This is a genomic window from Lysobacter sp. GCM10012299 (assembly GCF_042649405.1).
GTDB lineage: Bacteria > Pseudomonadota > Gammaproteobacteria > Xanthomonadales > Xanthomonadaceae > Lysobacter_J.
This window is the reverse complement of sequence record NZ_JBHRZC010000003.1, coordinates 258012-284937: the sequence shown is the minus strand read 5'-3', so window position 1 is coordinate 284937 and position 26926 is coordinate 258012. Positions and strand designations below refer to the sequence as shown.

Below are 26926 nucleotides of genomic sequence, written 5' to 3'. Positions count from 1 at the left end.
CTGTCGCAAGGCTTAAGCTTGTGTCCGCAGGTCTCCCGGGTGGCGAGGCCTAACAGTTCATTCAAGCCGAAGCCGCTCCGCGGCTCGGCTTAATTCAGGCCTCGGCGAATGGCCGCTTATGGCCGATAGCGGACATTCGGACGGCGTGGCCGCTTCCGCGATGCAATGCCCGCCTGCGACCCGGAGCGGAGACAAGGAATGTCCGACAGGAAGGTTCTCGGGCGGCTGGTCGTCGCAGGGTTAGCGTCGTTGTTCGTCTCCCTTGTGACGCTGCTCGGTCTGGTCCCGGCGATGCGCTTGAACTCTCTCCGGGCGCTTCTGCTGGCGCCTTTGGCGCTCCCTGCGATAGTCATCCTCGTGGCGATCCTCGGTCGCACTCCTCACGTCGCGGAAACTGCGGTGACTCCGGGTCATACATGGGTATGGATCCATACCTAGGTGTTATCGCCCCCAGCGCCGTGCGCTGATTACATGGCGACGACCGCCCCGATTGCGTCGCGACACGTCGGTCCGCCGACCGAACATTTCGATACGAAGGGCGGCCTGTCCGGACACACGCCGGATACACGGCCCCACCAGGCTGTACGCACACGGCGCTGCCTGGCGCCGGAGAGCCGCGGATCCTCGCGCAGTGCGGCGGGCTGGCGCCATTCAACGACACGGAGATCACAATGGACCATCACGAAACCCAGTCGTTCGATCCGCTGCGCCGCAAGATGCTGGCTACCGCCGCCCTTGGCGTGGCGGTGGCCCCGCTCGCCATGGTGCGCAGCGCGCACGCCGCCGCGGCACCGTCCACCGCCGTCCCGCTGGCCCGTCGCGCGCAGGCGATTTCGTTCGCGACGTTGAAGCGGATCCGCGCAGGGCTGCTGGACGTCGAGTACGCCGAGGCCGGACCTGGCAACGGGCCGCCGGTGATCCTGCTGCACGGCTGGCCCTACGACATCTACAGCTACGTCGAAGTGGCGCCGCTGCTGGCGAAGCACGGATACCGCGTGATCGTGCCGTTCCTGCGGGGCTACGGCGGCACGCAATTCGTATCGGGTGACACGCTGCGCAACGGGCAGCCCTCGGCGCTGGCCGAGGACGTCGTGCAGTTCATGGATGCGTTGCGCATCCGCACGGCGGTGCTTGGCGGTTTCGACTGGGGTGCGCGCTCGGCCGACATTGTCGCCGCACTCTGGCCGGAGCGCGTCAAGGCGCTGGTGTCCGTCAGTGGCTATCTGATTGGCAGCCAGGCCGCTGGGCAGGTTCCGCTGTCACCGGAGGCAGAGCTGCAATGGTGGTACCAGTTCTACTTCGCCACCGAGCGCGGCCGCGCCGGCTACGAGAAGAACCGTCACGATTTCGCGAAGCTCATCTGGAAGCTCGCCTCGCCGAAATGGAACTTCGACGACGCGACCTTCGATCGCAGTGCGGCGTCGTTCGCCAACGCGGACCATGTCGATATCGTCGTCCACAACTACCGCTGGCGACTGGGCCTAGCCCAGGGCGAGGCGAAGTACGACGCCCTGGAAAGCCGCCTCGCGCAGTCGCCATCCATCCGCGTGCCCACCATCACGATGGAAGGCGACGCGAACGGCGCGCCGCACCCTCAGCCCGACGCGTACGCCAAGCGCTTCACGGGCAAGTACGAGCACCGCCTGGTCACCGGCGGCATCGGCCACAACCTTCCGCAGGAGGATCCGCACGCGTTCGCGCAGGCGATCATCGATGCGGACCGCCTCTGAGCGACGGGGGAGATCGACATGAGAACCCGATGGGTAGCGATTCCTGTCGCGCTGATCGTGTTTTGGCTGATCGCACTCACGGCCGCCGATGATGCGAAAGCCGGCAATCCGGCGTCGCCGATCTACGGCGTCACCGTGCCCGATGGCTACCGTTCCTGGGAGCTCATCGCACCTGCACGCGAGGCCGCGCCGTTCGACGAACTGCGTGTGGTGCTGGGCAACGACATTGCGGTGCGCGCGTACCGCAATGGCACGTTGCCATTCCCCGACGGCAGCGTGCTGGTGAAGCTGGCCTGGAAGGAGGTGCAGTCGCCGGATTTCGCGTCGGCGTCGATTCCGGGCGCGGCCACGACCGTGCAGGTCATGGTGAAGGATTCGAAGAAGTATGCATCCAGCGGTGGCTGGGGCTTCGGCCGCTTCATCGACGGCGTGCCCGCCGACGAAGTCCAGCACCGCACCTGCTTCGCCTGCCACGAAGCACGCGTGAAGAATCGCGATTACGTGTTCACGCGCCTGGCGCCGTGAATCCTGCATCGACTGATGGAGCGCAATGACATGACGCAACGATGGCTGATCACCGGCAGTTCCCGCGGCCTGGGCCGCGCACTCACGCTTTCCGCACTGCAAGCGGGGCATCGCGTGGTGGCGACGGCGCGCGACCCCTCGCAATTGCGGGACCTGGTCGAACGGCATGGCGACGCCGTGCGCGCGGTGGCCGTGGACGTCACCGATCCTGCTGCGGCGGAGGCCGCGGTGCAGGCGGCTTTCGAAGCCTTCGGTGGTCTTGACGTGCTGGTGAACAACGCCGGCTACGGCAACGTCAATTCCGTCGAGGACACCTCGCTCGACGATTTCCGCCGCCAGATCGAAACGAACCTGTTCGGCACCATCATCATGACGAAGGCGGCGGTTCCGCTCATGCGGGAACAAGGCAGCGGCCACATCATCCAGTTCTCCTCCGTCGGCGGCCGCCTGGGCGCGCCAGGGCGGGCGCCGTACTCGGCGGCGAAGTGGGGCGTGGAGGGATTCTCCGAGGTGCTCGCGCAGGAAATGGCCCTGATCGGCGTGCGCGTCACCATCATCGAGCCGGGCGGGTTCCGCACCGACTTCGCGGGCGCTTCGACATCCCTCGTCGAAGGCCGCCCGGAGTATGACGCCGTTGTCGGCAACGCCGCGCGCATGCAGCGCGAGTACGACGGTCGGCAGCCGGGCGACCCGGCGCGCGCGGCCCGCGCGATCCTCGCCATCGCCGCGATGCCCGAGCCTCCGCTGCGGCTTGCGCTCGGCAGCGATGCCGTGGCCGCGATCGAACACGTCGAGCGTGCGCGCCTGGACGAACTCGCGCGCTGGCGCGAGCTGAGTGTTTCCACCGATTTTCCCCGCTGAACCTGCACCCCACGAAAGGAGATCGACATGAATAACCTGCTGGCCGCGATGGCCATGGCCGCCGCCTCGCTCACCGCCACGGCCGTGTCCGCACAAACTGCCAGGCCCACGGTCGTCCTGGTGCACGGCGCCTTCGCCGACGCATCCAGCTGGAACGGCGTCATCCGCATCCTCGAGAAGGACGGCTATCCGGTCGTCGCCGCCGCCAATCCGCTGCGCGGTGTCGCTAGCGATGGTAAGTCCGTGGGCGATATCGTGAGCAGCCTCGGCAAACCGGTGGTGCTGGTCGGCCATTCGTACGGTGGCAGCGTGATCACCGAGGCCGCGCGCGGCAAACCCAACGTGAAGGCGCTGGTATACGTCAGCGCATTTGCGCCGGACGCCGGCGAAACGGCGGCTGGCCTGTCCGGCAAGTTTCCCGGAAGCACGCTCGGGCCAGCCATAGCGCCGCCGGTGAAGCTGTCATCAGGCGACAACGACCTGTACATCCTGCAGGACAAGTTCCACCGGCAGTTCGCAGCGGACGTGCCGGCGGCGGACGCCGCGCTGATGGCCGCCACGCAGCGTCCCATCACCGAAACCGCGCTCAATGAGAAGTCGGGGGCGCCGACGTGGACGGGCATCCCGTCGTGGTTCGTCTATGGCGACAAGGACCTCAACATCCCGCCGAAGGCGTTGGCTTTCATGGCCGAACGTGCGAAGTCGCGCAAGACCGAAGTCGTCGCCGGCGCCTCGCACGTGGTGATGGTGTCGCACCCGGAGGTCGTTGCCCGGTTGATCGAGCGCGCTGCGGAAGCGAAGTAACCCCCCTCACTCTTCGCTCCCCGCGTTGCCCCGGGCCTTGTGCCCGGGGCATTTTTTCTGTTCCTGGAAGAAGAAACGGCAGCCAGTCATGGCTACCGCTTCCGTGTTCCCGGTGGTGCTGCGATCGATCAGCCGCGGATGAAGGCCAGCAGATCGGCGTTGATGACGTCCGCGTGCGTGGTGCACATCCCGTGCGGATAGCCGGGATAGACCTTCAGCGTCCCGTGCCGCAGCAGCTTCACCGACAGCAGCGCCGAATCGGCAATCGGCACGACCTGGTCGTCGTCGCCATGCAGCACCAGCGTCGGCACGTCGATGGCCTGCAGGTCCTGGGTGAAGTCGGTTTCGGAGAAGGCCTTGATGCCGTCGTAGTGAGCCTTCGCGCCGCCGATCATGCCCTGGCGCCACCAGTTGTCGATCACGCCTTCGTCCACTTTGGCACCTGCGCGGTTGAAGCCGTAGAACGGACCGGACGGGAAATCGCGAAAGAACTGCGCGCGGTTGGCGGCGAGCGCGGTGCGGATGCCGTCAAACGTTTCGATCGGCAGTCCGCCGGGGTTGGCGTCGCTCTTCAACATGATAGGCGGCACCGCGCCGATCAGCACTGCCTTCGCGACGCGTCCAGCGCCGTGGCGTGCGACGTAGCGGGCGACTTCGCCGCCGCCGGTGGAATGGCCGATGTGCACGGCGTTGCGCAGGTCCAGATGCTGCACTACAGCGGCTGCATCGGCGGCGTAGTGGTCCATGTCGTGGCCGTCGCTGGCCTGGCTCGAACGCCCGTGGCCGCGGCGATCGTGCGCGACGACGCGATAACCCTTCACGAGGAAGAACAGCATCTGGGTGTCCCAGTCGTCGCTCGACAGCGGCCAGCCGTGGTGGAAGACGATGGGTTGCGCGGTCTTCGGGCCCCAGTCTTTGTAGAAGATGCTGGCACCGTCTGCGGTGGTAACGAAGCTCATTGCAGGTTTCTCCGTGAGGTTGGACACTCGGAAGAAACTACGTCGCGCCCTGCGGCGCGGGAATCAGACCAATGTATAGGGATCGGCTTCAGGAGAGCCGCCATCCAGTGCAGCGGCAATGCAACGCGTGACGGTCGGACCGTCCATCGGCTTGACCAAGTAGGCGAGAGCGCCTGCGGCGAGGACGCGTTCGCGCACCGCGTCGGACGGAAATGCGGTCATCACGATCACCGGGAATCTCCTTGCGTTCACAACCAATGCGTCCAGCAGTTGCGCGCCGGTCATGCCCGGCATCTGCATGTCGGTGATGAGGCAATCGGGATCGCCTGCATCGACATCCGCGAGGAACTGTGTCGCCGACGAATAGGTACGCACGTCGTGGCCGAGCGATCGCACCAGGCTGGAAAGCGATGTCCTGACGCCTTCGTCATCATCGAGAATCGCAATCATGGGTGCGCGCTTCATCAGGGTCCTTCGCGCCGCGCTGCGTACGAAAGGTGCATTGGACCGCGGCACGTACACGTTAACCGCGCACGCGGCACCACGAAATCATACGCAGGTATGGCCACGCGCTCACTTCGCCGCCGCAAGCCCCAGGGCTTCGGCCTGGCGAACCAGGTCGGCGAGCGTGCGCACACCCATCTTCCGCATGAGGTTGCCGCGGTGGATCTTCACGGTGATCTCGCTCAGTCCGATCAGGCCGGCCACCTGTTTGTTCATCAGGCCTGCGGTGACGTGCGCCATCACCTCGCGCTCGCGCGGCGTCAGCGTCGCGTAGTGCGCGCGCACGTCGTCCAGCGCCGCATTGTCGGCGCGGCGTTGCGCGTCGCGTTCGATCGCACCGGCCACGGCATCGAGCATGTCCTGGTCGCGGAACGGCTTGGGCAGGAAGTCGACCGCGCCTGCCTTCATAGCGCGCACCGACATGGGAATGTCGCCGTGCCCGCTCATGAACACGATGGGCAGCGCGATGCCGTTGCGCGCGAGCTGTTCCTGCAGGTCCAAGCCGCTGATGCCGGGCAGCCGCACGTCGAGGATCAGGCAGCCCGGCGAATCGGGCACCGTCGCCTGCAGCAGTTCGGCGGGCGAGGTGAATAGCAGCGTCTGCAGGCCGATCGAACGGAACAGGCTGTCCAATGCTTCGCGGACCGGCGCCTCGTCGTCGACGATCACGACCAGTGGGGCGGGGGCTGCGACACCACCGGAACTCGTGGGCGTGTTCATGCGGCAAGGTCCGTGGGCGTAGTGGAAAGCGAAAGGCGGAACGTCGCGCCGTGGCCGGGCTCGCTTTCGACGGTGAGTCGGCCGCCGTGCGCTTCGGCGATGGTCCGGCAGATCGCCAGGCCCATGCCCATTCCCTGGGGGCGCGTGGTGAAGAAGGGGTCGAACAGGCACTCCAGGTGTTCGGACGCAATTCCGGCTCCGGTGTCGGCCACCGATATCTCGATGCGCGTTTCGTCCGTGCAACCGACGGAGACGACGAGACGACGATGGCCCGCCTGCCCGGACATTGCCTGGCTTGCGTTCATCATCAGGTTGACCAGCACCTGCTGCAGCTGGATCCGATCGCCACGGACGACCGGCAGCTGGGGTTCCAGTTCGAGGTGCAGCTCGACGTTGCCCCGCACCAGTTCGTGCTGGACCAAGCGCGCGGCGTCCTCGACGGTGGCGGCGATATCGAGTGCTCCGTGGCGGGCCGGCGCCTTGCCGAGAAACGCGCGGATCCGCGCCACGATCTCGCCGGCGCGACGACCTTCCGAAACGATCCGCGTGATCGCCGTATCGACTTCGTGCAGGTCGGGCGGGTCGCGACGAAGCCATCGCATGCCGGCCTCGCCATAGGTGACCACGCTCATCAACGGCTGGTTGACTTCGTGCGCGATGGAGGCCGTCAGTTCGCCCAGCGTCGAAACACGCGACGCGTGCGCAAGTTCGGTCTGCGCCAGTAGCAGGGCGTCCTGGGTGCGCTGGCGCTCGGTGTTGTCGACCACGAACACCAGCACGCTCGCATCGCTGTCTTCCGCCGACGGGAAGGTGATGGTGAACAGCACTGGCGCACGCGCGCCGTCGCGTCGAACGATCTCCGTTTCGCCTTCATGGAACGCATCGCCGCGCGCGAATGCGAGCAATGCGGCGGCGAAGGTTCGGTCGGCATCGCCGATGACGTCCTGCACCGATGCCGGTGCCGACATCGGATCGCCAGCGCCGAACATCGCGGCAAATGCCGGGTTGACTTCGTCGATGCGCGCGATCCGGCGCATCTGTCCGACCAGCTCCGGATGTTCGAGGAGGTGTACCGCCAGCGCATCGGCATCGCAGAGTCCACGCGCGTCAAGTTCCGCGCGGACCGCGCTCCAGTCCTGCTGGAGTACGCCGATGCGGCTTTCGTCGAACATGCGGCGGAAGCGACGTTCGCTGCGCACGAGGGCCGCGTACGCCGCCTTCCGTTCGGTGATGTCGGTGTGCGTCTCCAGGACGCCGGTCGCGCGTCCCTTGTCGTCGCGCTGCAACACCCACCGGCTGTCCAGCACGAGCGTGTGGCCGTGGCGGGTGACCTGCTCCAGAACGCCTTCCCATCGTCCGGTGGCCAGCAACGACTGTTCGATGTGCTCGCGATGGTCGGGGTAACGCGTGCCCAGCAGGTCGTCCGCGTTCCGGCCAAGCGCCTGCGCCTGCGACCAGCCGTACACGCTCTCGGCGGTGGCATTCCAGAACGTGATGCCGCCCCCGATGTCGCGCACGAAGATCATGTCGTGCGATACATCCAGCAGCGTGGCCTGTGCCGACAGGGTGCGTACCGCGCTCTGGTTCTGCAGCGCCAGCAGCGCGGCGATGCCGATGGCCGACAGGCTGACGAACGCGCGCACGGTCTGCGAGCCGACGTGTTCGAGTCCATGCGAGTCTGCATAGGCAACGACGGTCAGCAGCACCGCGCCGGAAGCGGCCATGAGGATGTCGCCACGCCGCTGCGTGCCGGCCACTAGCAGCACCGCGACCACGTACAGAACCGCGACCGCACCCTCGAGCGTGGTGAAGGTGTCGAGCAGGAAGATGCCAAGCATCAGCAACACGGCCGACGTGCGAAGCAACCCGGGGCTTGCGCTTCCACGCGCCGCCACGCCTGCGTGGCGCGGGAGCGACGGATGCGGACGTACGTTCGGATGCAGGCGGGGCGGGGCGGACACGGGCGGCTCCATTGCGGTGGTCGCGCGAAACATTATCACCGCACGCACCCTCGCCGGACCGGAACGGCACGGATCGAAACCAAAGTATGAGTCGGCGAAACGATGATCCGATTCAGGCTGTCGGTACGCACGCCTACGCTCGACGACATCGGCCCACGGTCGATTCCGACGCCACGCGTCGGACCATGCCTCAAGCAAAGGATTCGTCCATGAACGCGTTTCCCGTCAAATCGCGGCAGGGAGCACCGTTGCACGCCCGCACGGACCTGCGCGCGCAGGCCGGTATCGACATCGCCGCGGCGCTTACCACGCTGCTGGCGGACATGCTGGCCCTTTACCTGAAGACCAAGAACTTCCACTGGCACATGTCCGGTCCGCACTTCCGCGATTACCACCTCATGCTGGACGAGCAGGCCGAGGAGATCTTCGCCACCACCGACACCATTGCCGAACGCGCGCGCAAGGTCGGCGGTACGACACTGCGCTCCATCGGCCACATCCAGCGCCTGCAGCGGTTGCTCGACAACGATGCCGAGTACGTCACGCCCCAGGACATGCTGGCCGAGCTCGCTGACGACAACCGACGGCTGGTGTCGTTCCTGCGCGCCACCCACGCGGTGTGCGAGCCCTACGGCGACGTGGCGACGACCAGCCTGATCGAGAACTGGATCGACGAGGCCGAGCGCCGCAGCTGGTTCCTGTTCGAGACCACACGCACGCCGCGCTGAGACAAGGAGTATCTACATGCAGTCCAACGACACGAACGCCCCAGTCGACGACGAGCGCCGCCGTTTCCTCGGCACCGCCGCCATGACGATGGCCGCAGCCGGTGCCTTCAGCCTGTTTCGGGGTGAGGCCATGGCGGCGCCTGGCAAAGCAGACGTCCGTCCCTTCCGCGCGCACATCCCGGAAGCGGACGTGCTCGAGATGCGCCGGCGTGCAGGCTCGACCCGATGGCCAGATCGCGAAACCGTCGGCGACGAGTCGCAGGGGCTGCAGCTGGATCGCCTGAAGGCACTGGTGGCGTATTGGGCGAACGGTTACGACTGGCGCAAGGTCGAGCGCGAACTCAATGCGCTTCCACAATTCGTGACCACGCTGGATGGACTCGATGTCCACTTCATCCATGTGCGTTCGCCACATTCTGGCGCGATGCCGCTCATCCTCACGCATGGCTGGCCGGGTTCGGTGCTGGAGTTCCTCAAGGTCATCGGTCCGCTCACCGATCCGGTTGCCCATGGCGGAAAGGCGGAAGATGCCTTCCATCTCGTGATTCCGTCGATTCCGGGATACGGGTTCTCCGAACGCCCGCGGGAGGCAGGTTGGGGCCCCGATCGCATCGGGCGCGCGTGGGACGTGCTCATGAAGCGCCTGGGCTACGCACGCTACGTGTCGCAGGGCGGCGATCATGGCTCGGTGATCTCCGACACGATGGCGCGACAGATGCCGGCGGGCCTGCTTGGCATCCATCTTACGATGCCGGCCACCGTGCCGACCGGGGTCATCCGCGCCATCAACGCGGGCGATCCGGCGCCGTCCGGTCTCAGCGTACCGGAACGGGCGGCGTTCGACGCGCTGAATGCATTCTTCTCGAAGAACGCCGCGTACGGCGCGATGATGGTGACGCGTCCGCAGACCGTCGGCTACGCGCTGAACGACTCGCCGGCCGGCCTCGCGGGCTGGATGTACGACAAGTTCGTCCAGTGGACCGACAGCAACGGCCAGCCCGAACGCGTGCTCACGCGCGATGAGATGCTGGATGACATCAGCCTCTACTGGTTGACCGGAACGGTGGTGTCGGCCGCGCGCTTCTACTGGGAGAACCACAACAACAACTTCAGCGCCATCGCCCAGAAGACCGAGGACATCCGCATCCCGGTAGCGATCAGCGTGTTCCCCGGCGAGATCTACCGTGCGCCGCGCAGCTGGGCTGCGCAGGCGTACCGCACGCTCTACTACTTCAACGAAGTGGGGAAAGGCGGCCACTTCGCCGCGTGGGAGCAGCCGCGCTTGTTCGCCGACGAGTTGCGCTCAGCTTTCAGGCCATTGCGGTCCTCCCTGTGAGGAGCAAGAAAGCCCCCCGGCATCGCCGCCAGATTTGCGACTTTCCCAGCGGACACAGGACCATGACGCCCAATCCCGACAGTATTCTCGAAACACCGTTGCTCCCCCGGCGTGACGGCCAACGCCATGACGCACGAACCTGGTTCATTACCGGCGCATCGAGCGGGCTCGGCAGCGCCCTCGCGGAATGCGCGCTGCTGCAAGGAGATTGCGTTGTGCTGGCAGCCAGAAGCATCGATGCCCTGCGCTCCCTCGCGTCAAGCTTTCCGGGGCGCGCACTCGCCGTCGCGATGGATGTGACAGATCGCCATCAGCGTGCTGCGGCGATCGAACACGCCTTGGCCCATTTCGGCGGGATCGATGTGCTGGTGAACAACGCAGGCATCGATTTCCTCGGGGCGATAGAGGAGCAGCGAGAAGCGGACTATCGCGCCCAGTTCGAGGTCAACTTCTTCGGTCCGGTGGAAATGATCCGTCTCGTGCTGCCAGGAATGCGCGATCGGGGTACGGGAACGATCGTGAACATCTCATCGATGGACGGTCTATCCAGCCTGCCGGCCAATGGCTACTACTCATCGAGCAAGTTCGCACTCGAAGGCCTGACCGAAGCGCTGTGGCAGGAAATCCAGCCGCTCGGCCTGCGTGCGCTTCTCGTCGAGCCTGGTTCGTTCCGCACTGGCATCGAGCATCGGACAAGGTTTTCCGGCGCCCCCATCGCCGCCTATGAGGCAACCTCCGGTGCTTTCCGGAATCTCATGGGCACCCTCACCCCGGACATGTTCCCAGGCGACCCGGCAAGAGCGGCGGCCGCCGTCTTCGAAGTCGTCACCGCCCAGCCGGAACGGCACTGGGTCGTTCTCGGCAGCGATGCGCAACGACGGATCAGGGCAAAGCTCGAGCTGCTGCAAGCCGAGTTGGAGATCGGCGAGCCGATGGCCATGAGCACCGACTTCCCCGGCAGCGGCCGGGCCGTACTGTGACAGGGCAGCGATGTTGATGTCCGCTTCCGACCCAAAGCTGACAGACTGCCGACTATTCCGTAGCACCAATGAGGGGCGGGCATGATGTTTGGATTGGCATTGGCCGCCGTGCTTGGCCTCTGGGCGCCTGGCCTTGCGCTCGTTGGGGAGGCGCTTGCTGGATCGACGCAGGACGCTCCCGCTAGCGGGCCGCTGCTCACTCGGGAGGAAGGCCTAGCTATTGCGAGGAAAGCAGCCGAAGCTCACGGATACGATCTCGCGCGCTACAAGTTGGACACTTTCCCTCTGTCGCTTTCCGAGGATGGAAGCGAGTGGACCGTAGAACGGGCGCCACGCGGGTTTTCCGGGGCGAATAAGCTTATGACCGGTCCTGGCCGATAGCGGTCATAGGGCCGGGCGCTGCGGTCGGACCAGTGCTAACGTCCGCTTCCTACCCAAAGCGGACACCCCAGAAGGGGAGGGAATGATCTGGATCGATTTCAGCATCTTCTATGCCGACAGCTCCTACGGCCACGCGAATGGCACTGTCGACCTCCCCGTTCCATGCGGGACGGGGGCGATCATCAACTTGCTTGATATTGCCGCGCAGCCTCCGCCGACCTCTTTTTCTGGTCAGTTGGTGGTGGATCATATCCTTGAGGCTGAGGGCGGCTGCGGGCAATCGTATGGCTGCGGAGATATTTGGGTGGCATCCGAGGCGGAGGCCCTGGCGCTAGGCCGTTGGCTGGACAAACTGCCGGGTTTAGCCGTGTGGCCAAACGACTCGAATGATCCCGCTTTACGGTGAGGCGTGAGTTGCTGGCGTCTGGTTCAGACTCGTTGACGAAGTTGTGCTTCGCATGTCCGCTTCCGACCCGAAGCGGACATCTTTCGAACACTCGTACGGGGGTATGAATGAAAATTGCATTCCCGCTCGCCTTGGCTGCGTTGGGCGCGTTGTCAGGCACTCAGCATGAGCTGGTCATCGGTGGAATCACGCTTGGTCAATCGGAATCATCTGTGATCGGTACCCTCGGGAAGCCGGCAAGCCGGAGCGTCAGTGAAACCACCGATTACCTGCCCGTTACCCTCACGTACCCCGGCTTCACGATTGGTCTTGACGAGCAGGGCGTTGGACGCTTGCTCTCGTCCAGTAGTCGTTATTGCACTCCCGTGGGCGCATGCCCGGGCATGCGCCTTGTCGACGTCCAACGCATCTACGGGCCCGAGATGAGGGTGGAGCAAGTCGACGGGGCGCCGAAGGGGTATGTCTTCGATGAGGGTTGCTGGCTCGCATTCGCCGTGAAGTCCGGAAACATCGACACCATTGAGGTCACTTGCATGCCTTGAGGGGCGTTGCGAGAAATGGCCGCTTCTGGCCGTTAGCGGTCATAGGGCCGGGCGGAGCGGTCGGACCAGTGCTAACGTCCGCTTCCGACCCATTGCGGACGTTCGGACAGTGGTAGTGGTCCCGAGCGTCGACTTGTCACGGGTGGCCCGGCTGCCTACGCTGAGGTCGGGGAGTTCGCAGACAGGGGCAGGTATGGATTATCTAAAGGCGGGCGGCGCATTACTGTGTTTGGTGAGCTTCTCGGCCAATGCTGCACCGGATCAATCTTTACTCGGGTGCTGGCGATCCGTTGCTGCGACTAGTTACCTCGCAGACGGCTCTGCTCAAGAGAGCAAGGCGAATTGCACGTTGGTTTTCGACGAAGCGACGATCCGATCCGATTGCATTGGCACGCGCGGACCGTTCAATATTTCGTACGTCTACCGGATAGTCTCGCCTGGGAAGTATCAGGCCACGATGGTGGCGCACGATTCCCTTTCAACGGCTGTCGGCTCCGCTCGGGAGTACGACTACAAGGTCGACGGCGATACTCTGCGCATCGAGACCTATTCACAGTCGACGACGCCTGCCCCGCTCAATATGGCAGTGAGAGTGGTTTCTACGTCTATCAGGGATGGAGCGGCTTGCGGGGCGGCAAACGTGCGCGTCGGTCACAAGAGGTGACTGGCTCCGCGAATGACCGCTTTTGGCCGAAAGCAGTCATAGCGCCTGCAAGGGCGGGCAGAGCAGTGCTAATGTCCGCTTCCGACCCATAGCGGTCATTGGCTATAACCGGACCCCCGGGTCCCATCTATTAGGTAGCTAGGCCGCATGAACAGTCCGCAGGCAAACGGTAGCGCTATGAACATCTGGCTTGCTGCAGTAGCTGCTGTCTTGGTGCAGCCGCTGGTCTTCGTGGGACGCTTGGCACCTGACTACATCGTGTCCCCGGGCCCGCTATACGGCATCGGGTTCGCCCTTGTAGCAGTCGTGGTCGTCGCGGCCGCAGCGGTCTTGCTCTTGGGGGTCCCGACTTTCCTTGTGCTTAGGCGGTTCCATCGGCTGAGTTGGGTTTCGCTGGCCATCGCCGGGGTTATGCTCGGTGCCTTGCCCGCTGTCTTTTCCTGGCCGCGAGTGCTCGAGGGGTACTCGGCCGGGCAGAGCTGGCATGGCCGATACGTAGACACATACATCAACGGTCTTCCGTCCCGGTATGCGTGGCTGATCTACGGGGAGGGCGTCGCCTTTTTTGCGCTGCACGGTCTAGTTGGCGCACTCGTGTTCTACGTGGTGTGGCGTGCTCGCGTGCGACCTTACAGTTCATTCAAGCCGAAGCCGCTTCGCGACTCGGCCTAGTTCACGCGTTGGCGAACGCCCGCTTCTCGCCGATAGCGGACATTGGGCCAAGCTCGGAGCAGGTCCCCGGGCAGTCATCGCGAGCGTGTGAGATTGAGGCAGAGTTGCTGCTGTGGCGGTGAGTCGATATCTGGGCGGGGGTACGAAGAGCATGATCGAGAAGGAAACGTTGAGGCTGCACCTCGAGCGGTCGCTGGGTCGAGATGAGCTAAGGAAGTTCCTTCTCTGCCTCCACTCAGCCTCCTTGCAACAGGCCCGCCTCACGTACTGGCAAGAACTGAAGATTGAGTCCATCAGCCGAGGACTCGGCATAGCCACGCTGTCCTTCGAAGAGGTGGCGAGTCTTTTCAACTACTGCTACCTACACAAGGATGAGCTGAGAGAAGACGACGTGCCCATTGTCTATGGGACCAGGGCGCCGGAGGCCGCCGAGGCCGTCGCTCACGCGCTGAATACTTACCCGTACGCGAACGTTGAGATGTTCGGTCCTTGCTGGGTGGAAGGCAAAACGCATTCCAAAGTCTTGTTTTGCCCGAGTTGCAGAGAAGCGTGGTTTCGGAGCCCGGAAGCACGGCGGCAGGCGGAGCATCGCGCGGAGTGCCTGGCTGATCAGGCTTCCCGACGGCAACAGCAGATCGAGTTGTCGCACAGAGTAGGTAGGCGCCAGATTGCACTGTGCGTCACTACAGGAATGGGCCTGGGCGCAATTGCAGCGCACTTCAGCGCCGTCGGTTTGGTCCTGGGTGCAGCCTGTGGCGGGTTGGGAGGGTTCGCTATTGGACTAGCCGCCGCGAGTCATGCAATGAAGCGGACATTGGAGCCATAGGAAGTGCCCCTGGCGCTACGCAAGTAGAGCTGGCCAGATCAGTTCTGTTCTACCTGCCGGTCGCACCGGACGCCGTCTACAGATGAATCGATAATCGCGGCTCGGACATTCCGCCAGCCAGAGACGTCCGCTTCTGGCCGATAGCGGGCGTCGACAAGCCGCCGCGCCTACCAAAACGAGCGCGCAGTGGCGCCGCTACCGACCCTTCACCTGCTTCCGATACGCCACGATGATCACCAGATCCTCCTTGCCGCGCTGGGCCAGCGCATGCGTGCTGCCATCGCGGGTAAGGATCGCGTCACCGGGGCCGACTTCGCGGCGCTGCCCGTCGAGCAGCAGTTCACCGCGTCCGGACAGGACGTAGTAGATCTCGTCCTTGTCGTTGCGGTGCTCGCCAATCGTCGCGCCCGGGTGCAGGGCGCGCTGGCGGAATACGAGATCGAAGTCGGCCGCATCAGCGAAGAACGGATAGGCCGTCGTGGTCCCCTGGCCCTCGTGCGGGCCGGGCTGTTGCACGGCGATATCGCTTGCCTGCTCAACGTAGGAGTCGCGGCGCGGTTCACCGGCGACAGCGTCGCCGCCGGCGAGCATGGCGACGAGGGTGATCACGGTGAAAGTGTATGCACGCATCGTCGCCTCCTTCTTACCCGTAGTGTCAGCGCGCCAGCCAGCCGCCGTCGACCGGGATGATCGCGCCGTTGACGTAGTCCGACGCACGCGACGCCAGGAACACCGCCGCGCCGCCCAGGTCCGACGGTTCACCCCAGCGCCCGGCCGGGATGCGGCCGAGGATCTGCGCATTGCGGTCCTCGTCGGCACGCAGCTGCGCGGTGTTGTTGGTGACCATGTAGCCCGGCGCGATCGCGTTGACGTTCAGGCCCTTGCTGGCCCATTCGTTGGCGAGCAGTCGGGTGATGCCGGCGATGCCACTCTTGCTGGCCGCGTACGACGGCACGCGGATGCCGCCCTGGAACGACAGCATCGAGGCGATGTTGATGATCTTGCCGCTCCCCTGGCCGATCATGTGGCGGCCTGCGGCCTGGGCGAGGAAGAACGCCGACTTGAGGTTGACGTTCATCACGTCGTCCCAGTCCTGCTCACTGAAGTCCACCGCATCGGCGCGGCGGATCATGCCGGCGTTGTTGACCAGGATGTCGAGGCCGCCGAGGCCGTCGATGGCCTCGCCGACGATGCGGTCGACCGGCTCCAGGCTCGACAGGTTGGCTTCGATCGCAATGAAGCGACGGCCGAGCGCACGCACCTTCTCGCCCGTTTCGGTCGGTGCCGAGGTGCCGGCTGCGGCGATGTCGGCGCCGGCCTGCGCCAGCGCCAGCGCGATGCCCTGTCCCAGGCCGGTGTTGGCACCGGTGACGACGGCGACCTTGCCCTGCAGGTTGAAGATGTCCGTGCCCATGCGTCCCCTTACTTCAGCTGGCAGATGTCGAGCTGGTTCATGTCGGTGTAGTCGAGGTTCTCGCCACCCATCGCCCAGATGAAGCAGTAGTTCTTGGTGCCCGAGCCCATGTGGATCGACCACGGCGGCGACACCACGGCCTCGTCGTTGGCGATGACGATGTGGCGCATGTCGGCCGGCTCGCCCATGAAGTGCATGACGCGCTCGCTGCCGAGGTCGAAGTAGAAATAGACCTCCGAGCGACGGTCGTGCAGGTGCGGCGGCATGGTGTTCCAGACGCTGCCGGTCTTGAGGATGGTCAGGCCGAGCAGCAGCTGGCACGACTTGACCGTCGCCGGGACGATGTACTGGTAGATCGTGCGCTCGTTGGACGTTTCCAGCGAACCGCGCTCGAGCGGAACCGCCTGCGAGATCGAGATGTGCTTGGCCTCGTAGCGCGTGTGCGCCGGCGTCGAAGCGAGGTAGAACTTGGCCGGGTTGGCGGCATCGTTCGACGCGAACTCGACCTTGTCGCTGCCCATCGGCACGTACAGGCCGTCCTTGGGTTCGAGCGTGTAGGCGGTGCCGTCGACGGTGACCGTGCCGGTGCCGCCACCGACGTTGACCACGCCCAGCTCGCGACGCTGCAGGAACGGCTGGCCGGCGGCCGAAGCCGGTTCGGTCTGCGCGGGCAGGGCGACCGGCGCGTTGGTCGGGGCAGCGCCGCCGATCACGAAGCGCTCGTTGTGCGAGTAGTTCAGGACGACCTGGCCGGCAACGAACAGGCCCTGGATCAGGTAGCGATCGCGCAGCTGGTCGTTGCTGGCGCCGACCATCATGTCGGGGTGGGTGGCGTGGTAGGTCTTGCAGAACATCGGGCCTCCGAAACGTACTTTTGCCGGGTGCCAACGGGGCGCACGGCGGGATGATGGGTCGATGATAACGGGGTTTTGGTAACCGGTGTCAAAAGCGCAATGCCCCCTCCCTTTCGCGAAGCGAAGGGGAGGGTTGGGGAGGGGTGCTCTTGCGCGTGAAGGGCGACTCGGCCTTCGGCCTCGACCCCCTCCCGGCCTCCCCCTGCCGGCAGGGGGAGGAGCACTTGTCAGGCCTTGGGCCGCTGGCTCGAATCGCGCACGACCAACTGCGGCGTCACCGTGCGCGGCACGGCCGGCGCGGCGGCCTCGTTGGCCAGCAGCATCTGCGCGGCCTGGCGGCCGAGGTCGCGGATCGGCGAGTGGATCGTGGTCAGCGCCGGCCACAGCTGCGAGGCCAGCGGGCTGTCGTCGTAGCCGACGACCGACAGGTCGCCGGGAATCGACAGGCCACGGCGCATCGCCGCCTTGTACACGCCGGCCGCCATTTCGTCGTTGCAGGCGAAGATCGCGGTCGGCCTTGGCGACTTGGCCAACAGGTACTCGGCGCCGGCGACGCCGGATTCGAAGGTGTAACCGCCTTCGAACATGTAGTCCGGCGGCAGCTCGATGTCGCGCTCGGCCAGGCCGGCGAGGAATCCGCCGCCACGCTCGATCGTCGACCGGTAACGGCGCGGGCCGGTGATCAGGCCGATCGTGCGATGGCCGAGCGATTCCAGGTAATTGGCCGCTTCGGTGCCGGCGCGGCGGTCGTGGGTAACCACCATGTTGCTGGCCTGGTCGAGCGGGATCGAGGCGATGCGCACGTAGCGCACGCCGATCTCGCGCAGGGCGGTCGCCAGCTGCTCGTCCTCGGACACGCGCGGGATCAGGATCACGCCGTGCAGCTTCTGCTGCTGGGCGAACCGGCGCACACCGTCGATGTAGTCCTCTTTCGAGCTGTCGCACGGGTGCACGACCAGCTCGTAGCCGGAGTCGCGCAAGGCATCCAGCGCGCCGTACTGCATGTTGACGATGAACTGCGCGGTCGGGTTGTCGTAGACCAGGCCGATCAGGAACGAGCGCCGGAACGCCAGCCCACGCGCCTGCGGGTCGGGCGAGTAGCCCAGCTGCTTCATCAGCGCCAGGACCTTCTCGCGGGTCTCCGGGTGCACCAGCGGCGAATCGTTGATCACCCGCGACACGGTCTTCTTCGACACGCCGGTGAGGCGGGCGATGTCGTTGATCGTCGCCTTGCCCGCCAGCGTCACCGGATCCGACGGCGCCGCCGTGGCGGTGGCCGAAGTGGTGCGGACGCGGCGGCGGGGTCGGGAAGAGGTGTCGGTCATGGGCAGCCCGTGGGTTGGCCCATTCTAGCCCTCACTTCATCATCGCCGGCAGCCACAGCGACAGCTGCGGCACGAAGGTCACCACCAGCAGCACCGCGAAGGCCGCCAGCCAGAACGGCCAGATCGTCTTCAGGGTCTCGCCGATGCTGATCTTGCCAATGGCCGTACCGACGAACAGCACCGAGCCCAATGGCGGCGAGATCAGGCTGATGCCGCCCTTGAGGATCAGGATCACGCCGAAGTGCACCGGGTCCACGCCAATGGCCTTGGCCAGCGGCAGGAAGATCGGCGTGCAGATGATGATCATCGGCGCCAGGTCCATGAAGGTGCCCAGCACCAGCAGGATCAGGATCATCAGCAACAGCAGCAGGTTCTTGTCGGTGGTGATGCTGGTCAGCCCGTCGACCGCGGCCGACGGCACCTGCAGGTAGGCGAGCAGCCAGCCGAACGACGCCGCCGAAGCGATCACGAACAGGATCATGCCGGTGGTGCGGGCGGCGCCGGTGACAGTCTCGAGGAAATCGCGCCAGCGCAGGTTGCGATAGACCAGCGCGGTGACCAGCAGGGCATAGACCACCGCGATCGCGGCGCTCTCCACTGCGGTGAAGATGCCGGCACGGATGCCGATGAAGATGATCGCGACCAGCAACAGGCCAGGCGCCGCGGCGACCAGGCGCCGCAGCACCACGCCGAAGCCGGGGAACGCCTCGATGGCGTAACCGCGGCGGCGGGCGATGATCCAGCAGGTGACCATCAGCGTGGCCGTCATCAGCAGCGCCGGGATGATGCCGGCGGCGAACAGGTCGGCGATGGAGATGCTGCCGCCAGCCGAGGCCGAGTACAGGATCAGGTTGTGCGAGGGCGGCACCAGCAGCGCGACCATGGCCGCGGTCATGGTGACGTTGACGGCGAAGTCGCGGTCGAAGCCGCGCCGCACCATCTGCGGGATCATCGCGCTGCCGATGGCCGACACGTCGGCGATGGCCGATCCCGACACGCCGCCGAAGAACAGCGACGACAGCACGCTGACCTGGCCGAGGCCACCACGCAGGTGGCCGACCAGCGACGACGCCAGGCCGATCAGGCGTTCGGAGATGCCGCCGCGCAGCATGATCTCGCCGGCGAAGATGAAGAGCGGAATGGCGATCAGCGAGGCCGAACCGGCACCGGCGGCGGTCTGCTGCACCATCACGATCGGCGGCAGGCCGATGTAGAGCAGCGTCGCCAGCGCGGCGGAAGCAAGCGAGAACGCGACTGGCACGCCAATGATGAGCAGCACGCCGAACACGACGAACAGGACGGTGACTTCCATCATTTACTCCGCATCGAAGCAGCGGGCGCGGTGACCACCGCGACCAGGCGCTGCAAAGCAAACAGGACCATCAGCGCCCCGGCGACGGACATCGGCGCGTACACCGCGCTCTGCGGCATCGGCGCACCCGCCATCGGGATGTCGATGCCGTCGAGCAGCAGCTCGCCGCCCCACAGCGCCAGCACGAAGCCGATGCCGGCGATCACCAGGTTGGTGATCGACAGCAGCACCTTGCGCACCGTCGGCGGCGCCCAGTGCACGAGGATGAAGAAGCCGAAGTGCGAGCCGCGGTGCACGCCGGCGGCCGCGCCGAAACTCATCGCGGTATTGAGCAGCAGCAGGGCGACAGGTTCGGTCCAGCCCGGTGAATCGTTGAGCACGTAGCGCGCGAACACCTGCAGTGCCTGCACGGCGACCATGCCGACCAGCGCGACGCCGGCGACGCCGGTGGCAATACTGGCGACGCGATCGAGCCAGGTGCGCGGGCCTTCTTCCGCCTGGCTGCCGGAATGTTCGGCATCGACGTCAGGCGCAATTGCAATGGGAGCTTCTGCCATCGTGATGCCTCAGGCCAGTGAACGGATTTCGCGGTACAGCGCTTCAATCGCCGGATCGCGGTGGTAGTCGGCCAGCAGCGGCGCGACGGCCTGGCGGAACGCGCCCAGGTCGCAGTCGTTCATGCGGACCTTGGCGGCGATCAGTTCCTGGCGTGCGGTGGCTTCGGACTCGTCCCACAGCTTGCGCATCACCGCCACGGACGCGCGCGCGATGTCGACCAGCAGGGCGCCGTCGCGCTTGCCCAGCGAATCCAGGCTGCGGCGCGAGATCAGCAGCACGTCCGGCGAATAGGAATGCTCGGTCTGCGACCAGTAGTGCGCGGCCTCGAACTGGCGGCTGGAATGGAAGCTGCGCAGGTTGTTCTCGGCGCCGTCGATCAGGTGCGTCTGCAGGGCCGAGAACACTTCGCCATAGGCCAGCGGCGTCGGATTGCCGCCGAGCAGGCGGATCATCCGCATGAAGATGTCCGAGGCCGGCACGCGGAACTTGAGGCCGTGCATGTCGGCCGGCTCGTGGATCGGGCGGCGCACGTTGTAGAAGCAGCGCGCACCGCTGTCGTAGATTGCCAGGCCGACCAGGTCGCGCTTCTCGAAGCCCTGCAGCACGGTCGCACCGACCTTGCCGTCGAGTGCGGCGCGCAGGTGCGGCACCGAATCGAAGACATAGGGCAGCGACAACGCCTGGGTCAACGGAAACGCGTTGTTGAGTGCACCGGAGTAGACGCGGGTGATGTCGATCGCGCCGAACCGGGCCATGTCGATGGCCTCCGACTCGCGGCCGAGCTGGCCGGAGTGGTACACGCGCAGGCGCAGGCGGCCACCGGTTTCCTGTTCGAGCTGCTTGCCGATCCACTGCACGGCGGCAACGGTCGGGTAGTCCTTCACGTGGACGTCGGTGGCGGTGAGGATGCGGACGTTGGCGTCGTCACGGCCGGCGCCGAGCGCAGGCAGTACCGAGGCGCCGCAGGCGGCGGCCATGCCGGCAAGGAAGCGGCGTCTTTCGATCATGCGCTTCCCTCGTTGCTGCGCTCAGCGGTGGCGATGGTGGTGCGGCACGTCAGCTCGCCCCAGCTGCCGAAGCTGATGCGCGAGTGCTGTCCGGCGATGATGTCGTGGATACCGGTGGCCGCGCCCGTGGTGACCAGCATGCCGGCCTTGAGCGGGTAGCCGCGGCTGGCGCAGCGCGAGAGTGCGAACGAAAGTGCGGCGAGCAGGCCCCCCGGAATCGAATCTGCGCCGCCGGTGCCAACCGACGCACCGTCGATGAAGGTTTCGCAGCGCAGTTGCGCGCTGTCGACGGACTGCCAGTCCGGCACTTCCGCACCGAGGATCAGACCGGTGTTGTTGCCGTAATCGGAGACCACGATCGGCGGACCCAGCACGTTGATCATCGGCAGCGGGCTGCCGGCCAGTTCGACGCCGACCAGCAGCGCATCGACGAGTGCAGCGGCTTCGGCTTCGCTGTAGCGGGTCTTGTCGGCGGGCGCATCGGCGCGCAGGCGGAACACGTACTCGGCCTCCACCGCGGCGAAGCCGCCGGTGATCACCGCGAACTCGCCCATGCCGTCGGCAGGAACCTGCACCGCACCTTCGAAGATCGGACCGACCAGGCGCTCTTCGCCCAGGCGCGCTTCCCAGTCGGCCGGGATGCGACCGACCTTCCAGCCCACGACCGGCTGGCCCCACAGCGCGATGGCGTGGTCCTGGATCGCATAGCCCTGGTCGAGCGTCGCCGGCAGGGCGCCGGGGTAGTCCGGCAACGCCACGGCCTGGCGCCGTGCCGTGACCAGCCGTTGCGCGATTGCTGCGCTGTCGGCGCTGTCCCCATCCGGCGCGAGTCTGTCCATGCGGTGCGATTTCCCCTGGTGATGTCTCTTCGATGGAGTTGTATAGGAAACCGGTGTCATTGACAATCGGGGCCTACACTCGGATCACGACTCGGGGAGAGGCACGGATGGGGACGATGGGGAAGTGGCACGTTTTTCAGGGGCTTGGGCGTGGATTTGCGGTCACCGCACTGGCCCTGGCCATCGCCGGCCCCGGCTTGGCCGCCGAGCCTGCCACGGCCCCGGCCGTGTCCCAAAGGACAGACGCGGCAACGGGCGCACTGGCTTTCCCGGGCGCGCAGGGCTGGGCCGCGCACACGCCGGGCGGCCGCGGCGGCCGGATCATCCGCGTGACCACCCTGGAGGCCTCCGGCCCGGGCTCGTTTGCCGAAGCGCTGGCGGCGAGCGGGCCGCGCATCGTCGTGTTCGAGGTCGGCGGCGTGATCGACCTGGGCATGAAGGAGCTGCGCATCACCGAGCCGTTCCTCACCATCGCCGGCCAGACCGCGCCGCAGCCCGGCATCACCTTCATCAAGGGCGGCCTGACCATCGCCACGCATGACGTGGTCGTGCGCCACATCCGCATGCGCCCGGGCGATGGCAACAAGCCCAAGTGGTCGGGCGACATCGACGCGATCACCACCGTGCGCGGCGCGCATGACGTGATCGTCGACCACTGCTCGCTGACCTGGGCCACCGACGAGAACCTGTCGGCATCGAGCACGCGCTTCTTCGGCGAGAGCGAGAAGGACTGGATGGAGGCGGCCTCGCGCCGCATCACGTACAGCAACAACATCATCGCCGAAGGCCTGGCCAACGCCACCCACGCCAAGGGCGAGCACTCCAAGGGCTCGCTGATCCACGACCACGTCAACGACGTGCTGATCATCGGCAACCTCTACGCGCACAACTACGAGCGCAATCCGCTGTTCAAGGGCGGCGCGCGCGGGCAGGTGATCAACAACCTGATCTACGACCCGGGCCAGCGCGGCGTGCACTACAACCTGATCGCCGAGGAATGGCTCGGGCATCCGTACTCGCGCGGGCAGGTGATCGCGCGCGGCAACGTCATGCGCGCGGGCATCTCGACCGAGGAGGTGGCGTTCTTCAGCGTCGGCGGTTCTGGCGATCTGGATGTCTATCTGGATGACAACCTCGCCGTCGATCGTCTTGGTGCGCCGCTGCCGCAGCAGGGGCGCTACACGACCACGCCGATCAAGGTCGATGCGCTCAAGCGGCCGCCGGCATTGCCGTTCGGCGTGACGGTGCTGCCTTCGGCGCAGGTGCAGGATGCGGTGATCGCCACCGCGGGTGCGCGGCCGTGGGATCGCGATGACGTCGATCGCCGGATCCTTGCCGACACGATCGAAGGACGCGGGCGGATCATCGACAGCCAGGAGCAGGTGGGCGGCTATCCGAAGCAGCAGGCGACGACGCAGGCGTTCGTGCCGGCGGACTGGGACCTGGACACGATGGAGCCGTTGAAGCCGCTGCCGCGGCGCGCTCCGTTGAAATGACCGTCATCCCGGCCCCCGGAACGTCATCCCGGCGAACGCCGGGATCCAGGCCTGCAAGCCCGACGTTCGTGGTGCTCTGATGCCGTGACGCTTCGAGACTGGATCCCGGCGTTCGCCGGGATGACGGTGTCGTGCGGATGACGGTGTCCGCGCGTCGACGGTGTCAGTGCATCACTTCAGCAGCAGCGCCAGCGGCAGCCCCGTCTGCCGCAGCGCAAACGCGAACTCTTCCGCCATCCGCTCCGCACCGGCCGGTGAGAAGTGCGTGTTGTCCTCGACGCCCTTGGGATAGTTCGCGCTCTCGCCAACCGCCACCCACAGGAACAACCGCTTCGACGGCTCCACGCCGGATTCCTGCAGCACCGCCGCGCTGCGTCGCTCCATGTCGATCAGTGCCACCTGCCCACTCGCCGCCAGCGCGCGCACCAGGTCCGGGTACTCACCGTGGCTGTCGAGCACGTGCCCGGCCTCGTCGAAGCGCCGGCGTGCCACCGGCGTCAGCAGCACCGGCGTGGCCTGGCGTGCGCGCACGTCGGCGACGAAGCGGGCAAGGTTGCGCGCATAGTCCGCCGGCGGCGTGTAGCGGTCCTTCTTCTCCACCGACTGGTCGTTGTGGCCGAACTGGATCAGCACCACGTCCCCCGGCCGGGTCGCATCCAGCAGTTCCTGCCAGCGACCTTCTTCGATGAAGGTGCGCGTGCTGCGGCCATTCTTCGCACGGTTGTCGACCTGCACCGTCCCCGGTTTGAACTGCGAGGCCAGGAACTCGCCCCAGCCGGTCTCCGGGCGTTTCTCCGGCAGCTTTTCGGCCATCGTCGAATCGCCGGCAAGATGGATCGTCACGGTGTCGGCCGCGTGCGCAGGCGCGATCAGCAGCATCGAAAGGCACAGCGCCAGCCCCAGCTTCAACATTGCATTCCTTCAGTCAGAGATCGGGGTGCCAGCCGGACAGCACGCGGTCGCGCGAGTAGAGCGACAGCTGGCCTGCATCGAGCTGGCGACGCGCTGGCGACTCGTGTGCGCCCGGCCCCCGGCTGTCGTGTTCGAACAGCCGCGCCAGCTCCGGCTCCAGCATCATGCGCTGGCCGTCGCGCGCGGTGTAACCCATCGCGTCCCAGCCCTTGGCGTCGATGTGCGCGTCCATCCAGCACGACAGGTACACCGCAGCGCCCAACGCATCGGGGTCGCCGTATTTGCCGTCGGCGAAGGTGCGCCCCGGTCGCCATGCGCGGCCGAGCGCAACGCTGCCGTCCGGAATCTGCGCATCGCGGCTCAGCCGGCAGCGCAGGAACGTCAGTCCGTAAGCTTGCGAAGCCTTCGTGGATGGCACCGCGACGTAGCCCTGCCGGTCCTTGCCGGGACGAAAGCGCGAATGCAGCTCGCAGTCCTCGAACAGCGCGTTGCCGCCGCCGAAGACGAAATCGACGCTGCCGCTGATGCGGCAATTGCGGAACAGGCTGCGGCCGGCATCGGCGAACAGCGTGTCCTGGTGGCCGATGAGGTCGACGTCCTCGAACAGGCTGCGATCGGCACCGGCATCGAGCATCAGCGCCACCGCCTGCGCGCCATTGGGGCCGATCGGCTCGAACTTCGGTGCAGCGAGATTGCCGACGTAGTCGAATGCATTCTCGATCGCCAGCCGCTGCACGCGGAAATCCGGGGCCCGCACGATAACGCTGGCGCAGCCCCACGTGCCCCAAGGCTCGCCGTCCGGGCGCTTCATGCCAGCGGCCGCGTCGAAAGTGAGGACGCTGGCGCTGCGGTCCTCGCCGACGAGATGGATCCACGGCCGGTCGATCACCAGTTTCTCGTGCCAGCGCCCGCGCGTGACCAGGATGCGGAACGGCGAGCGCCCGTCTACCGGCGCCGCGGCGACCGCCTCGCCGACGCTGGCGAACGTGCGCACGCCCGGGCGGGGCGTGCGCGCGACGACGGCATCGAACGGTGGCGCGGTGGCCGCGGCGCGAAGCGGCGAAATGGTTGCCATCGAGGCAGCCAGCGACGCCTGCAGCAGGCGTCGCCGTTGCATCCACACGTCATCGTTCCTGCGGTCATCGCTCATGAAGCCCCGCCCCCCGGCGGTTGACGCTCACTTGAATGGACCTGCCCCCAGGATCACCGTCAACGGCACCGACCAGGTCGGATCGATGCGTCGATACAGCGTCGGCGTCCATGTCACGGTCGGCTGCAGCGGCGTGGCGCTGGTCGCGTTGAAGGCGGCGACCACGTCGACTTCGCTGTGGCGCGTGAGTCCGTTCAGCAGGGTTCCCTGTGCCTGCAGCGCGGTGCCGTTGAAGCGTCCCACGAACAGGTCCGGCGTAACCGCGACGGGCATCAGGAAATGGTTGTTCTGGGCGAAGATCTGCCCCTCGATGCCGGCGCCCCAGCTGTAGCCGTAGGTCTGGGCACCGTCGGGGGTCAGGCTGTACTGGTTGTTGTAGACGTGGACCTGGCCGTAGCGCACCCGCGGCACGCGCTGGCCGAGGTCGTGGAACAGGTTGTGGTGCAGCGTCACGCGCAGCTTGCCGCGGTCGGCCACGGCGCTGTCGGACGAGCCGAACAGCATCGCTTTGTCGTGGTTGGCCAGCAGGTTCCACGACACCGTCACCAGGTCCGATTCGTTGGTCACGTCGACCAGACCGTCATGCACCTGGTAGAGCCGGCCGAAGTAACTGGGCTGCGTGCTGTCGGCGGTGTCGATGTCCAGGAAGGCGTTGTGGTCGATCCAGACATGGGTGGCGTTGCGGACCGAGATCGCGTCGTACAGCGAGTTCCAGTTGCCTTCGGCGCCATCGGTCGGCGCCCACTGCGGGAAGCAGTCATGGGTGTCGACCAGACTGAGGTTGCGCACGATCACGTTCATCGGCTGGTTGCCGCTGGTGCTGCTGGGGCGGATGTCGATCCACGCCCCGCGAAGGCCGGCGCCGCGACCCACACCGACGATGGTCGTGTTGGCCGGCACGCGGATGCGAACGCGCGCCTGTTGCGCCGCGGCCGAGGCCACGCGTGCGCGTTCGAGCGGCCCGCTGGGATTCACGCGTCCCCACACCGCCGGATCGTAGGTGGCGAGGAAGGCGTCGAGCGAGTAGGGCGTCGCGGTCTGCGGATCCGGGCGCGCGTAATCGGCGCAGGTCAGCGGGTTGCCGGCGTCGTCGACATTGGCGTCGATCATGCCGGTGATGCGGATGATCTTCGGCGTCGGATCGGGAAAGGCGAGGGCGGCGACCAGCGCATTGCGGTCGCTGACGTCGTGGACGCGGGTGATATCGGCGGCCGAACCACCGGTCGTGCCCTGCGGCAATGCCGCGGTGGGCAGCGCTGCCCAGCCGTCGTTGGCGGACAGGGTCTGGCGTTCAAGGGGTATCGGCGGGGCTGCGATCGCTGCGGGGGCGGACAGGGCCAGCAACAGTGCGGACAGCAGGACGGACTTGCGAGTGCTCATCGGTACCGCTCCTTCGTGGTGTGGACGGAGCGGACGTCGGCAGCGGAGGCGGCACGGCGTCCGCTGGTGGGACACGACAT

Annotated in this window: 25 protein-coding genes; 10 read left to right on the top strand and 15 right to left on the bottom strand. The window is 66.2% G+C overall.

From position 1 onward, the window contains the following. Positions 1-671: 671 nt before the first annotated feature. From ACFOPO_RS09290 to ACFOPO_RS09275, 4 genes are read left to right on the top strand one after another with little or no spacing between them, the layout of a single operon-like run. The gene (locus ACFOPO_RS09290) at positions 672-1730 is read left to right on the top strand and encodes an alpha/beta fold hydrolase (RefSeq protein WP_386702921.1); all 1059 of its coding nucleotides are present in this window, start codon (positions 672-674) and stop codon (positions 1728-1730) included. Positions 1731-1748: 18 nt separating this feature from the next. Continuing rightward, positions 1749-2255: a cytochrome P460 family protein gene (locus ACFOPO_RS09285; protein WP_386702920.1), complete on the top strand. Its 507-nt coding sequence runs from the start codon at positions 1749-1751 to the stop codon at positions 2253-2255. A 15-nt stretch (positions 2256-2270) separates the two neighbouring features. After that, the gene (locus ACFOPO_RS09280) at positions 2271-3116 is read left to right on the top strand and encodes an oxidoreductase (protein ID WP_386702919.1); all 846 of its coding nucleotides are present in this window, start codon (positions 2271-2273) and stop codon (positions 3114-3116) included. Between the two features lie 27 nt (positions 3117-3143). Further along, entirely contained in the window at positions 3144-3920 is a 777-nt protein-coding gene (locus ACFOPO_RS09275; RefSeq protein ID WP_386702918.1) for an alpha/beta fold hydrolase, read from the top strand. Between the two features lie 128 nt (positions 3921-4048). Here the strand turns inward: ACFOPO_RS09275 and ACFOPO_RS09270 are convergent, their stop codons facing one another. From ACFOPO_RS09270 to ACFOPO_RS09255, 4 genes are all read right to left on the bottom strand, one after another. Next, positions 4049-4879: an alpha/beta fold hydrolase gene (locus ACFOPO_RS09270; protein WP_386702917.1), complete on the bottom strand. Its 831-nt coding sequence runs from the start codon at positions 4877-4879 to the stop codon at positions 4049-4051. 63 nt (positions 4880-4942) lie between these two features. Continuing rightward, positions 4943-5344 (bottom strand): response regulator transcription factor, encoded by a 402-nt coding sequence (locus ACFOPO_RS09265; RefSeq protein ID WP_386702916.1) that lies wholly within the window; start codon positions 5342-5344, stop codon positions 4943-4945. Positions 5345-5452: 108 nt separating this feature from the next. Further along, entirely contained in the window at positions 5453-6103 is a 651-nt protein-coding gene (locus tag ACFOPO_RS09260; protein WP_386702915.1) for a response regulator transcription factor, read from the bottom strand. Further along, on the bottom strand, positions 6100-8064 hold the full coding sequence (locus tag ACFOPO_RS09255; protein WP_386702914.1) for an ATP-binding protein: 1965 nt from the start codon (positions 8062-8064) through the stop codon (positions 6100-6102). Before ACFOPO_RS09255 ends, ACFOPO_RS09260 begins: the two co-directional genes overlap by 4 nt. Positions 8065-8273: 209 nt before the next feature. Here ACFOPO_RS09255 and ACFOPO_RS09250 point away from each other — a divergent pair, with 209 nt between their 5' ends. From ACFOPO_RS09250 to ACFOPO_RS09230, 5 genes are all read left to right on the top strand, one after another. Then, positions 8274-8792 carry a Dps family protein gene (locus ACFOPO_RS09250; RefSeq protein WP_386702913.1) on the top strand — a complete coding sequence of 173 codons (519 nt, stop codon included), beginning with the start codon at positions 8274-8276 and terminating at the stop codon, positions 8790-8792. A 16-nt stretch (positions 8793-8808) separates the two neighbouring features. Then, positions 8809-10128 carry an alpha/beta fold hydrolase gene (locus ACFOPO_RS09245; RefSeq protein ID WP_386702912.1) on the top strand — a complete coding sequence of 440 codons (1320 nt, stop codon included), beginning with the start codon at positions 8809-8811 and terminating at the stop codon, positions 10126-10128. Positions 10129-10190: 62 nt separating this feature from the next. Next, entirely contained in the window at positions 10191-11108 is a 918-nt protein-coding gene (locus ACFOPO_RS09240) for an SDR family NAD(P)-dependent oxidoreductase (RefSeq protein ID WP_386702911.1), read from the top strand. A 463-nt stretch (positions 11109-11571) separates the two neighbouring features. Further along, a complete protein-coding gene (locus tag ACFOPO_RS09235; protein ID WP_386702910.1) occupies positions 11572-11895 on the top strand; it encodes a hypothetical protein in 324 nt (107 codons plus the stop codon). Positions 11896-12002: 107 nt separating this feature from the next. Further along, positions 12003-12437: a hypothetical protein gene (locus ACFOPO_RS09230; protein ID WP_386702909.1), complete on the top strand. Its 435-nt coding sequence runs from the start codon at positions 12003-12005 to the stop codon at positions 12435-12437. Positions 12438-14794: 2357 nt separating this feature from the next. Here ACFOPO_RS09230 and ACFOPO_RS09225 read toward each other — a convergent pair. From ACFOPO_RS09225 to ACFOPO_RS09190, 8 genes are all read right to left on the bottom strand, one after another. After that, complete coding sequence (locus ACFOPO_RS09225) at positions 14795-15229, bottom strand: cupin domain-containing protein (protein WP_386702908.1); 435 nt, start codon at positions 15227-15229, stop codon at positions 14795-14797. A 25-nt stretch (positions 15230-15254) separates the two neighbouring features. Then, positions 15255-16013 (bottom strand): 2-dehydro-3-deoxy-D-gluconate 5-dehydrogenase KduD, encoded by a 759-nt coding sequence (gene kduD / locus ACFOPO_RS09220; RefSeq protein ID WP_386702907.1) that lies wholly within the window; start codon positions 16011-16013, stop codon positions 15255-15257. 8 nt (positions 16014-16021) lie between these two features. Beyond that, the gene (kduI, locus tag ACFOPO_RS09215) at positions 16022-16867 is read right to left on the bottom strand and encodes a 5-dehydro-4-deoxy-D-glucuronate isomerase (RefSeq protein WP_386702906.1); all 846 of its coding nucleotides are present in this window, start codon (positions 16865-16867) and stop codon (positions 16022-16024) included. A gap of 227 nt (positions 16868-17094) precedes the next feature. Next, positions 17095-18192: a LacI family DNA-binding transcriptional regulator gene (locus tag ACFOPO_RS09210; protein WP_386702905.1), complete on the bottom strand. Its 1098-nt coding sequence runs from the start codon at positions 18190-18192 to the stop codon at positions 17095-17097. A gap of 31 nt (positions 18193-18223) precedes the next feature. Then, the gene (locus ACFOPO_RS09205; protein ID WP_386702904.1) at positions 18224-19504 is read right to left on the bottom strand and encodes a TRAP transporter large permease; all 1281 of its coding nucleotides are present in this window, start codon (positions 19502-19504) and stop codon (positions 18224-18226) included. Then, positions 19504-20061, bottom strand: coding sequence for a TRAP transporter small permease (locus tag ACFOPO_RS09200; protein WP_386702903.1), 558 nt, complete (start codon positions 20059-20061; stop codon positions 19504-19506). Before ACFOPO_RS09200 ends, ACFOPO_RS09205 begins: the two co-directional genes overlap by 1 nt. Positions 20062-20070: 9 nt before the next feature. Next, positions 20071-21069, bottom strand: a complete 999-nt coding sequence (locus ACFOPO_RS09195; protein ID WP_386702902.1) for a TRAP transporter substrate-binding protein — start codon at positions 21067-21069, stop codon at positions 20071-20073. After that, complete coding sequence (locus ACFOPO_RS09190; protein ID WP_386702901.1) at positions 21066-21908, bottom strand: 2-keto-4-pentenoate hydratase; 843 nt, start codon at positions 21906-21908, stop codon at positions 21066-21068. The genes ACFOPO_RS09195 and ACFOPO_RS09190 overlap by 4 nt, the downstream gene beginning before the upstream one ends. A gap of 227 nt (positions 21909-22135) precedes the next feature. Between ACFOPO_RS09190 and ACFOPO_RS09185 the strand changes: the two genes are divergently transcribed. Beyond that, positions 22136-23404: a polysaccharide lyase family 1 protein gene (locus ACFOPO_RS09185; protein ID WP_386702900.1), complete on the top strand. Its 1269-nt coding sequence runs from the start codon at positions 22136-22138 to the stop codon at positions 23402-23404. A gap of 171 nt (positions 23405-23575) precedes the next feature. On the opposite strand, the gene ACFOPO_RS09180 is transcribed toward ACFOPO_RS09185, so the two are convergent. From ACFOPO_RS09180 to ACFOPO_RS09170, 3 genes are read right to left on the bottom strand one after another with little or no spacing between them, the layout of a single operon-like run. Then, a complete protein-coding gene (locus ACFOPO_RS09180) occupies positions 23576-24316 on the bottom strand; it encodes a rhamnogalacturonan acetylesterase (protein ID WP_386702899.1) in 741 nt (246 codons plus the stop codon). Positions 24317-24329: 13 nt separating this feature from the next. Continuing rightward, positions 24330-25466, bottom strand: a complete 1137-nt coding sequence (locus ACFOPO_RS09175) for a pectinesterase family protein (protein WP_386702898.1) — start codon at positions 25464-25466, stop codon at positions 24330-24332. A gap of 27 nt (positions 25467-25493) precedes the next feature. Then, complete coding sequence (locus tag ACFOPO_RS09170) at positions 25494-26846, bottom strand: polysaccharide lyase family 1 protein (protein WP_386702897.1); 1353 nt, start codon at positions 26844-26846, stop codon at positions 25494-25496. Positions 26847-26926 lie beyond the last annotated feature (80 nt).

What these genes read in the sequence shown, in the direction of transcription:
- ACFOPO_RS09245 (WP_386702912.1), top strand. Translation starts at nt 8,809, where the DNA reads ATGCAGTCCAACGACACGAACGCCCCAGTCGACGACGAGCGCCGCCGT.
- ACFOPO_RS09260 (WP_386702915.1), bottom strand. Translation starts at nt 6,103, where the DNA reads ATGAACACGCCCACGAGTTCCGGTGGTGTCGCAGCCCCCGCCCCACTG.
- kduD (WP_386702907.1), bottom strand. Translation starts at nt 16,013, where the DNA reads ATGGGCACGGACATCTTCAACCTGCAGGGCAAGGTCGCCGTCGTCACC.
- ACFOPO_RS09270 (WP_386702917.1), bottom strand. Translation starts at nt 4,879, where the DNA reads ATGAGCTTCGTTACCACCGCAGACGGTGCCAGCATCTTCTACAAAGAC.
- ACFOPO_RS09240 (WP_386702911.1), top strand. Translation starts at nt 10,191, where the DNA reads ATGACGCCCAATCCCGACAGTATTCTCGAAACACCGTTGCTCCCCCGG.
- kduI (WP_386702906.1), bottom strand. Translation starts at nt 16,867, where the DNA reads ATGTTCTGCAAGACCTACCACGCCACCCACCCCGACATGATGGTCGGC.
- ACFOPO_RS09235 (WP_386702910.1), top strand. Translation starts at nt 11,572, where the DNA reads ATGATCTGGATCGATTTCAGCATCTTCTATGCCGACAGCTCCTACGGC.
- ACFOPO_RS09265 (WP_386702916.1), bottom strand. Translation starts at nt 5,344, where the DNA reads ATGAAGCGCGCACCCATGATTGCGATTCTCGATGATGACGAAGGCGTC.
- ACFOPO_RS09190 (WP_386702901.1), bottom strand. Translation starts at nt 21,908, where the DNA reads ATGGACAGACTCGCGCCGGATGGGGACAGCGCCGACAGCGCAGCAATC.
- ACFOPO_RS09175 (WP_386702898.1), bottom strand. Translation starts at nt 25,466, where the DNA reads ATGAGCGATGACCGCAGGAACGATGACGTGTGGATGCAACGGCGACGC.
- ACFOPO_RS09170 (WP_386702897.1), bottom strand. Translation starts at nt 26,846, where the DNA reads ATGAGCACTCGCAAGTCCGTCCTGCTGTCCGCACTGTTGCTGGCCCTG.
- ACFOPO_RS09205 (WP_386702904.1), bottom strand. Translation starts at nt 19,504, where the DNA reads ATGGAAGTCACCGTCCTGTTCGTCGTGTTCGGCGTGCTGCTCATCATT.
- ACFOPO_RS09290 (WP_386702921.1), top strand. Translation starts at nt 672, where the DNA reads ATGGACCATCACGAAACCCAGTCGTTCGATCCGCTGCGCCGCAAGATG.
- ACFOPO_RS09180 (WP_386702899.1), bottom strand. Translation starts at nt 24,316, where the DNA reads ATGTTGAAGCTGGGGCTGGCGCTGTGCCTTTCGATGCTGCTGATCGCG.
- ACFOPO_RS09285 (WP_386702920.1), top strand. Translation starts at nt 1,749, where the DNA reads ATGAGAACCCGATGGGTAGCGATTCCTGTCGCGCTGATCGTGTTTTGG.
- ACFOPO_RS09250 (WP_386702913.1), top strand. Translation starts at nt 8,274, where the DNA reads ATGAACGCGTTTCCCGTCAAATCGCGGCAGGGAGCACCGTTGCACGCC.
- ACFOPO_RS09210 (WP_386702905.1), bottom strand. Translation starts at nt 18,192, where the DNA reads ATGACCGACACCTCTTCCCGACCCCGCCGCCGCGTCCGCACCACTTCG.
- ACFOPO_RS09275 (WP_386702918.1), top strand. Translation starts at nt 3,144, where the DNA reads ATGAATAACCTGCTGGCCGCGATGGCCATGGCCGCCGCCTCGCTCACC.
- ACFOPO_RS09225 (WP_386702908.1), bottom strand. Translation starts at nt 15,229, where the DNA reads ATGCGTGCATACACTTTCACCGTGATCACCCTCGTCGCCATGCTCGCC.
- ACFOPO_RS09195 (WP_386702902.1), bottom strand. Translation starts at nt 21,069, where the DNA reads ATGATCGAAAGACGCCGCTTCCTTGCCGGCATGGCCGCCGCCTGCGGC.
- ACFOPO_RS09200 (WP_386702903.1), bottom strand. Translation starts at nt 20,061, where the DNA reads ATGGCAGAAGCTCCCATTGCAATTGCGCCTGACGTCGATGCCGAACAT.
- ACFOPO_RS09230 (WP_386702909.1), top strand. Translation starts at nt 12,003, where the DNA reads ATGAAAATTGCATTCCCGCTCGCCTTGGCTGCGTTGGGCGCGTTGTCA.
- ACFOPO_RS09280 (WP_386702919.1), top strand. Translation starts at nt 2,271, where the DNA reads ATGGAGCGCAATGACATGACGCAACGATGGCTGATCACCGGCAGTTCC.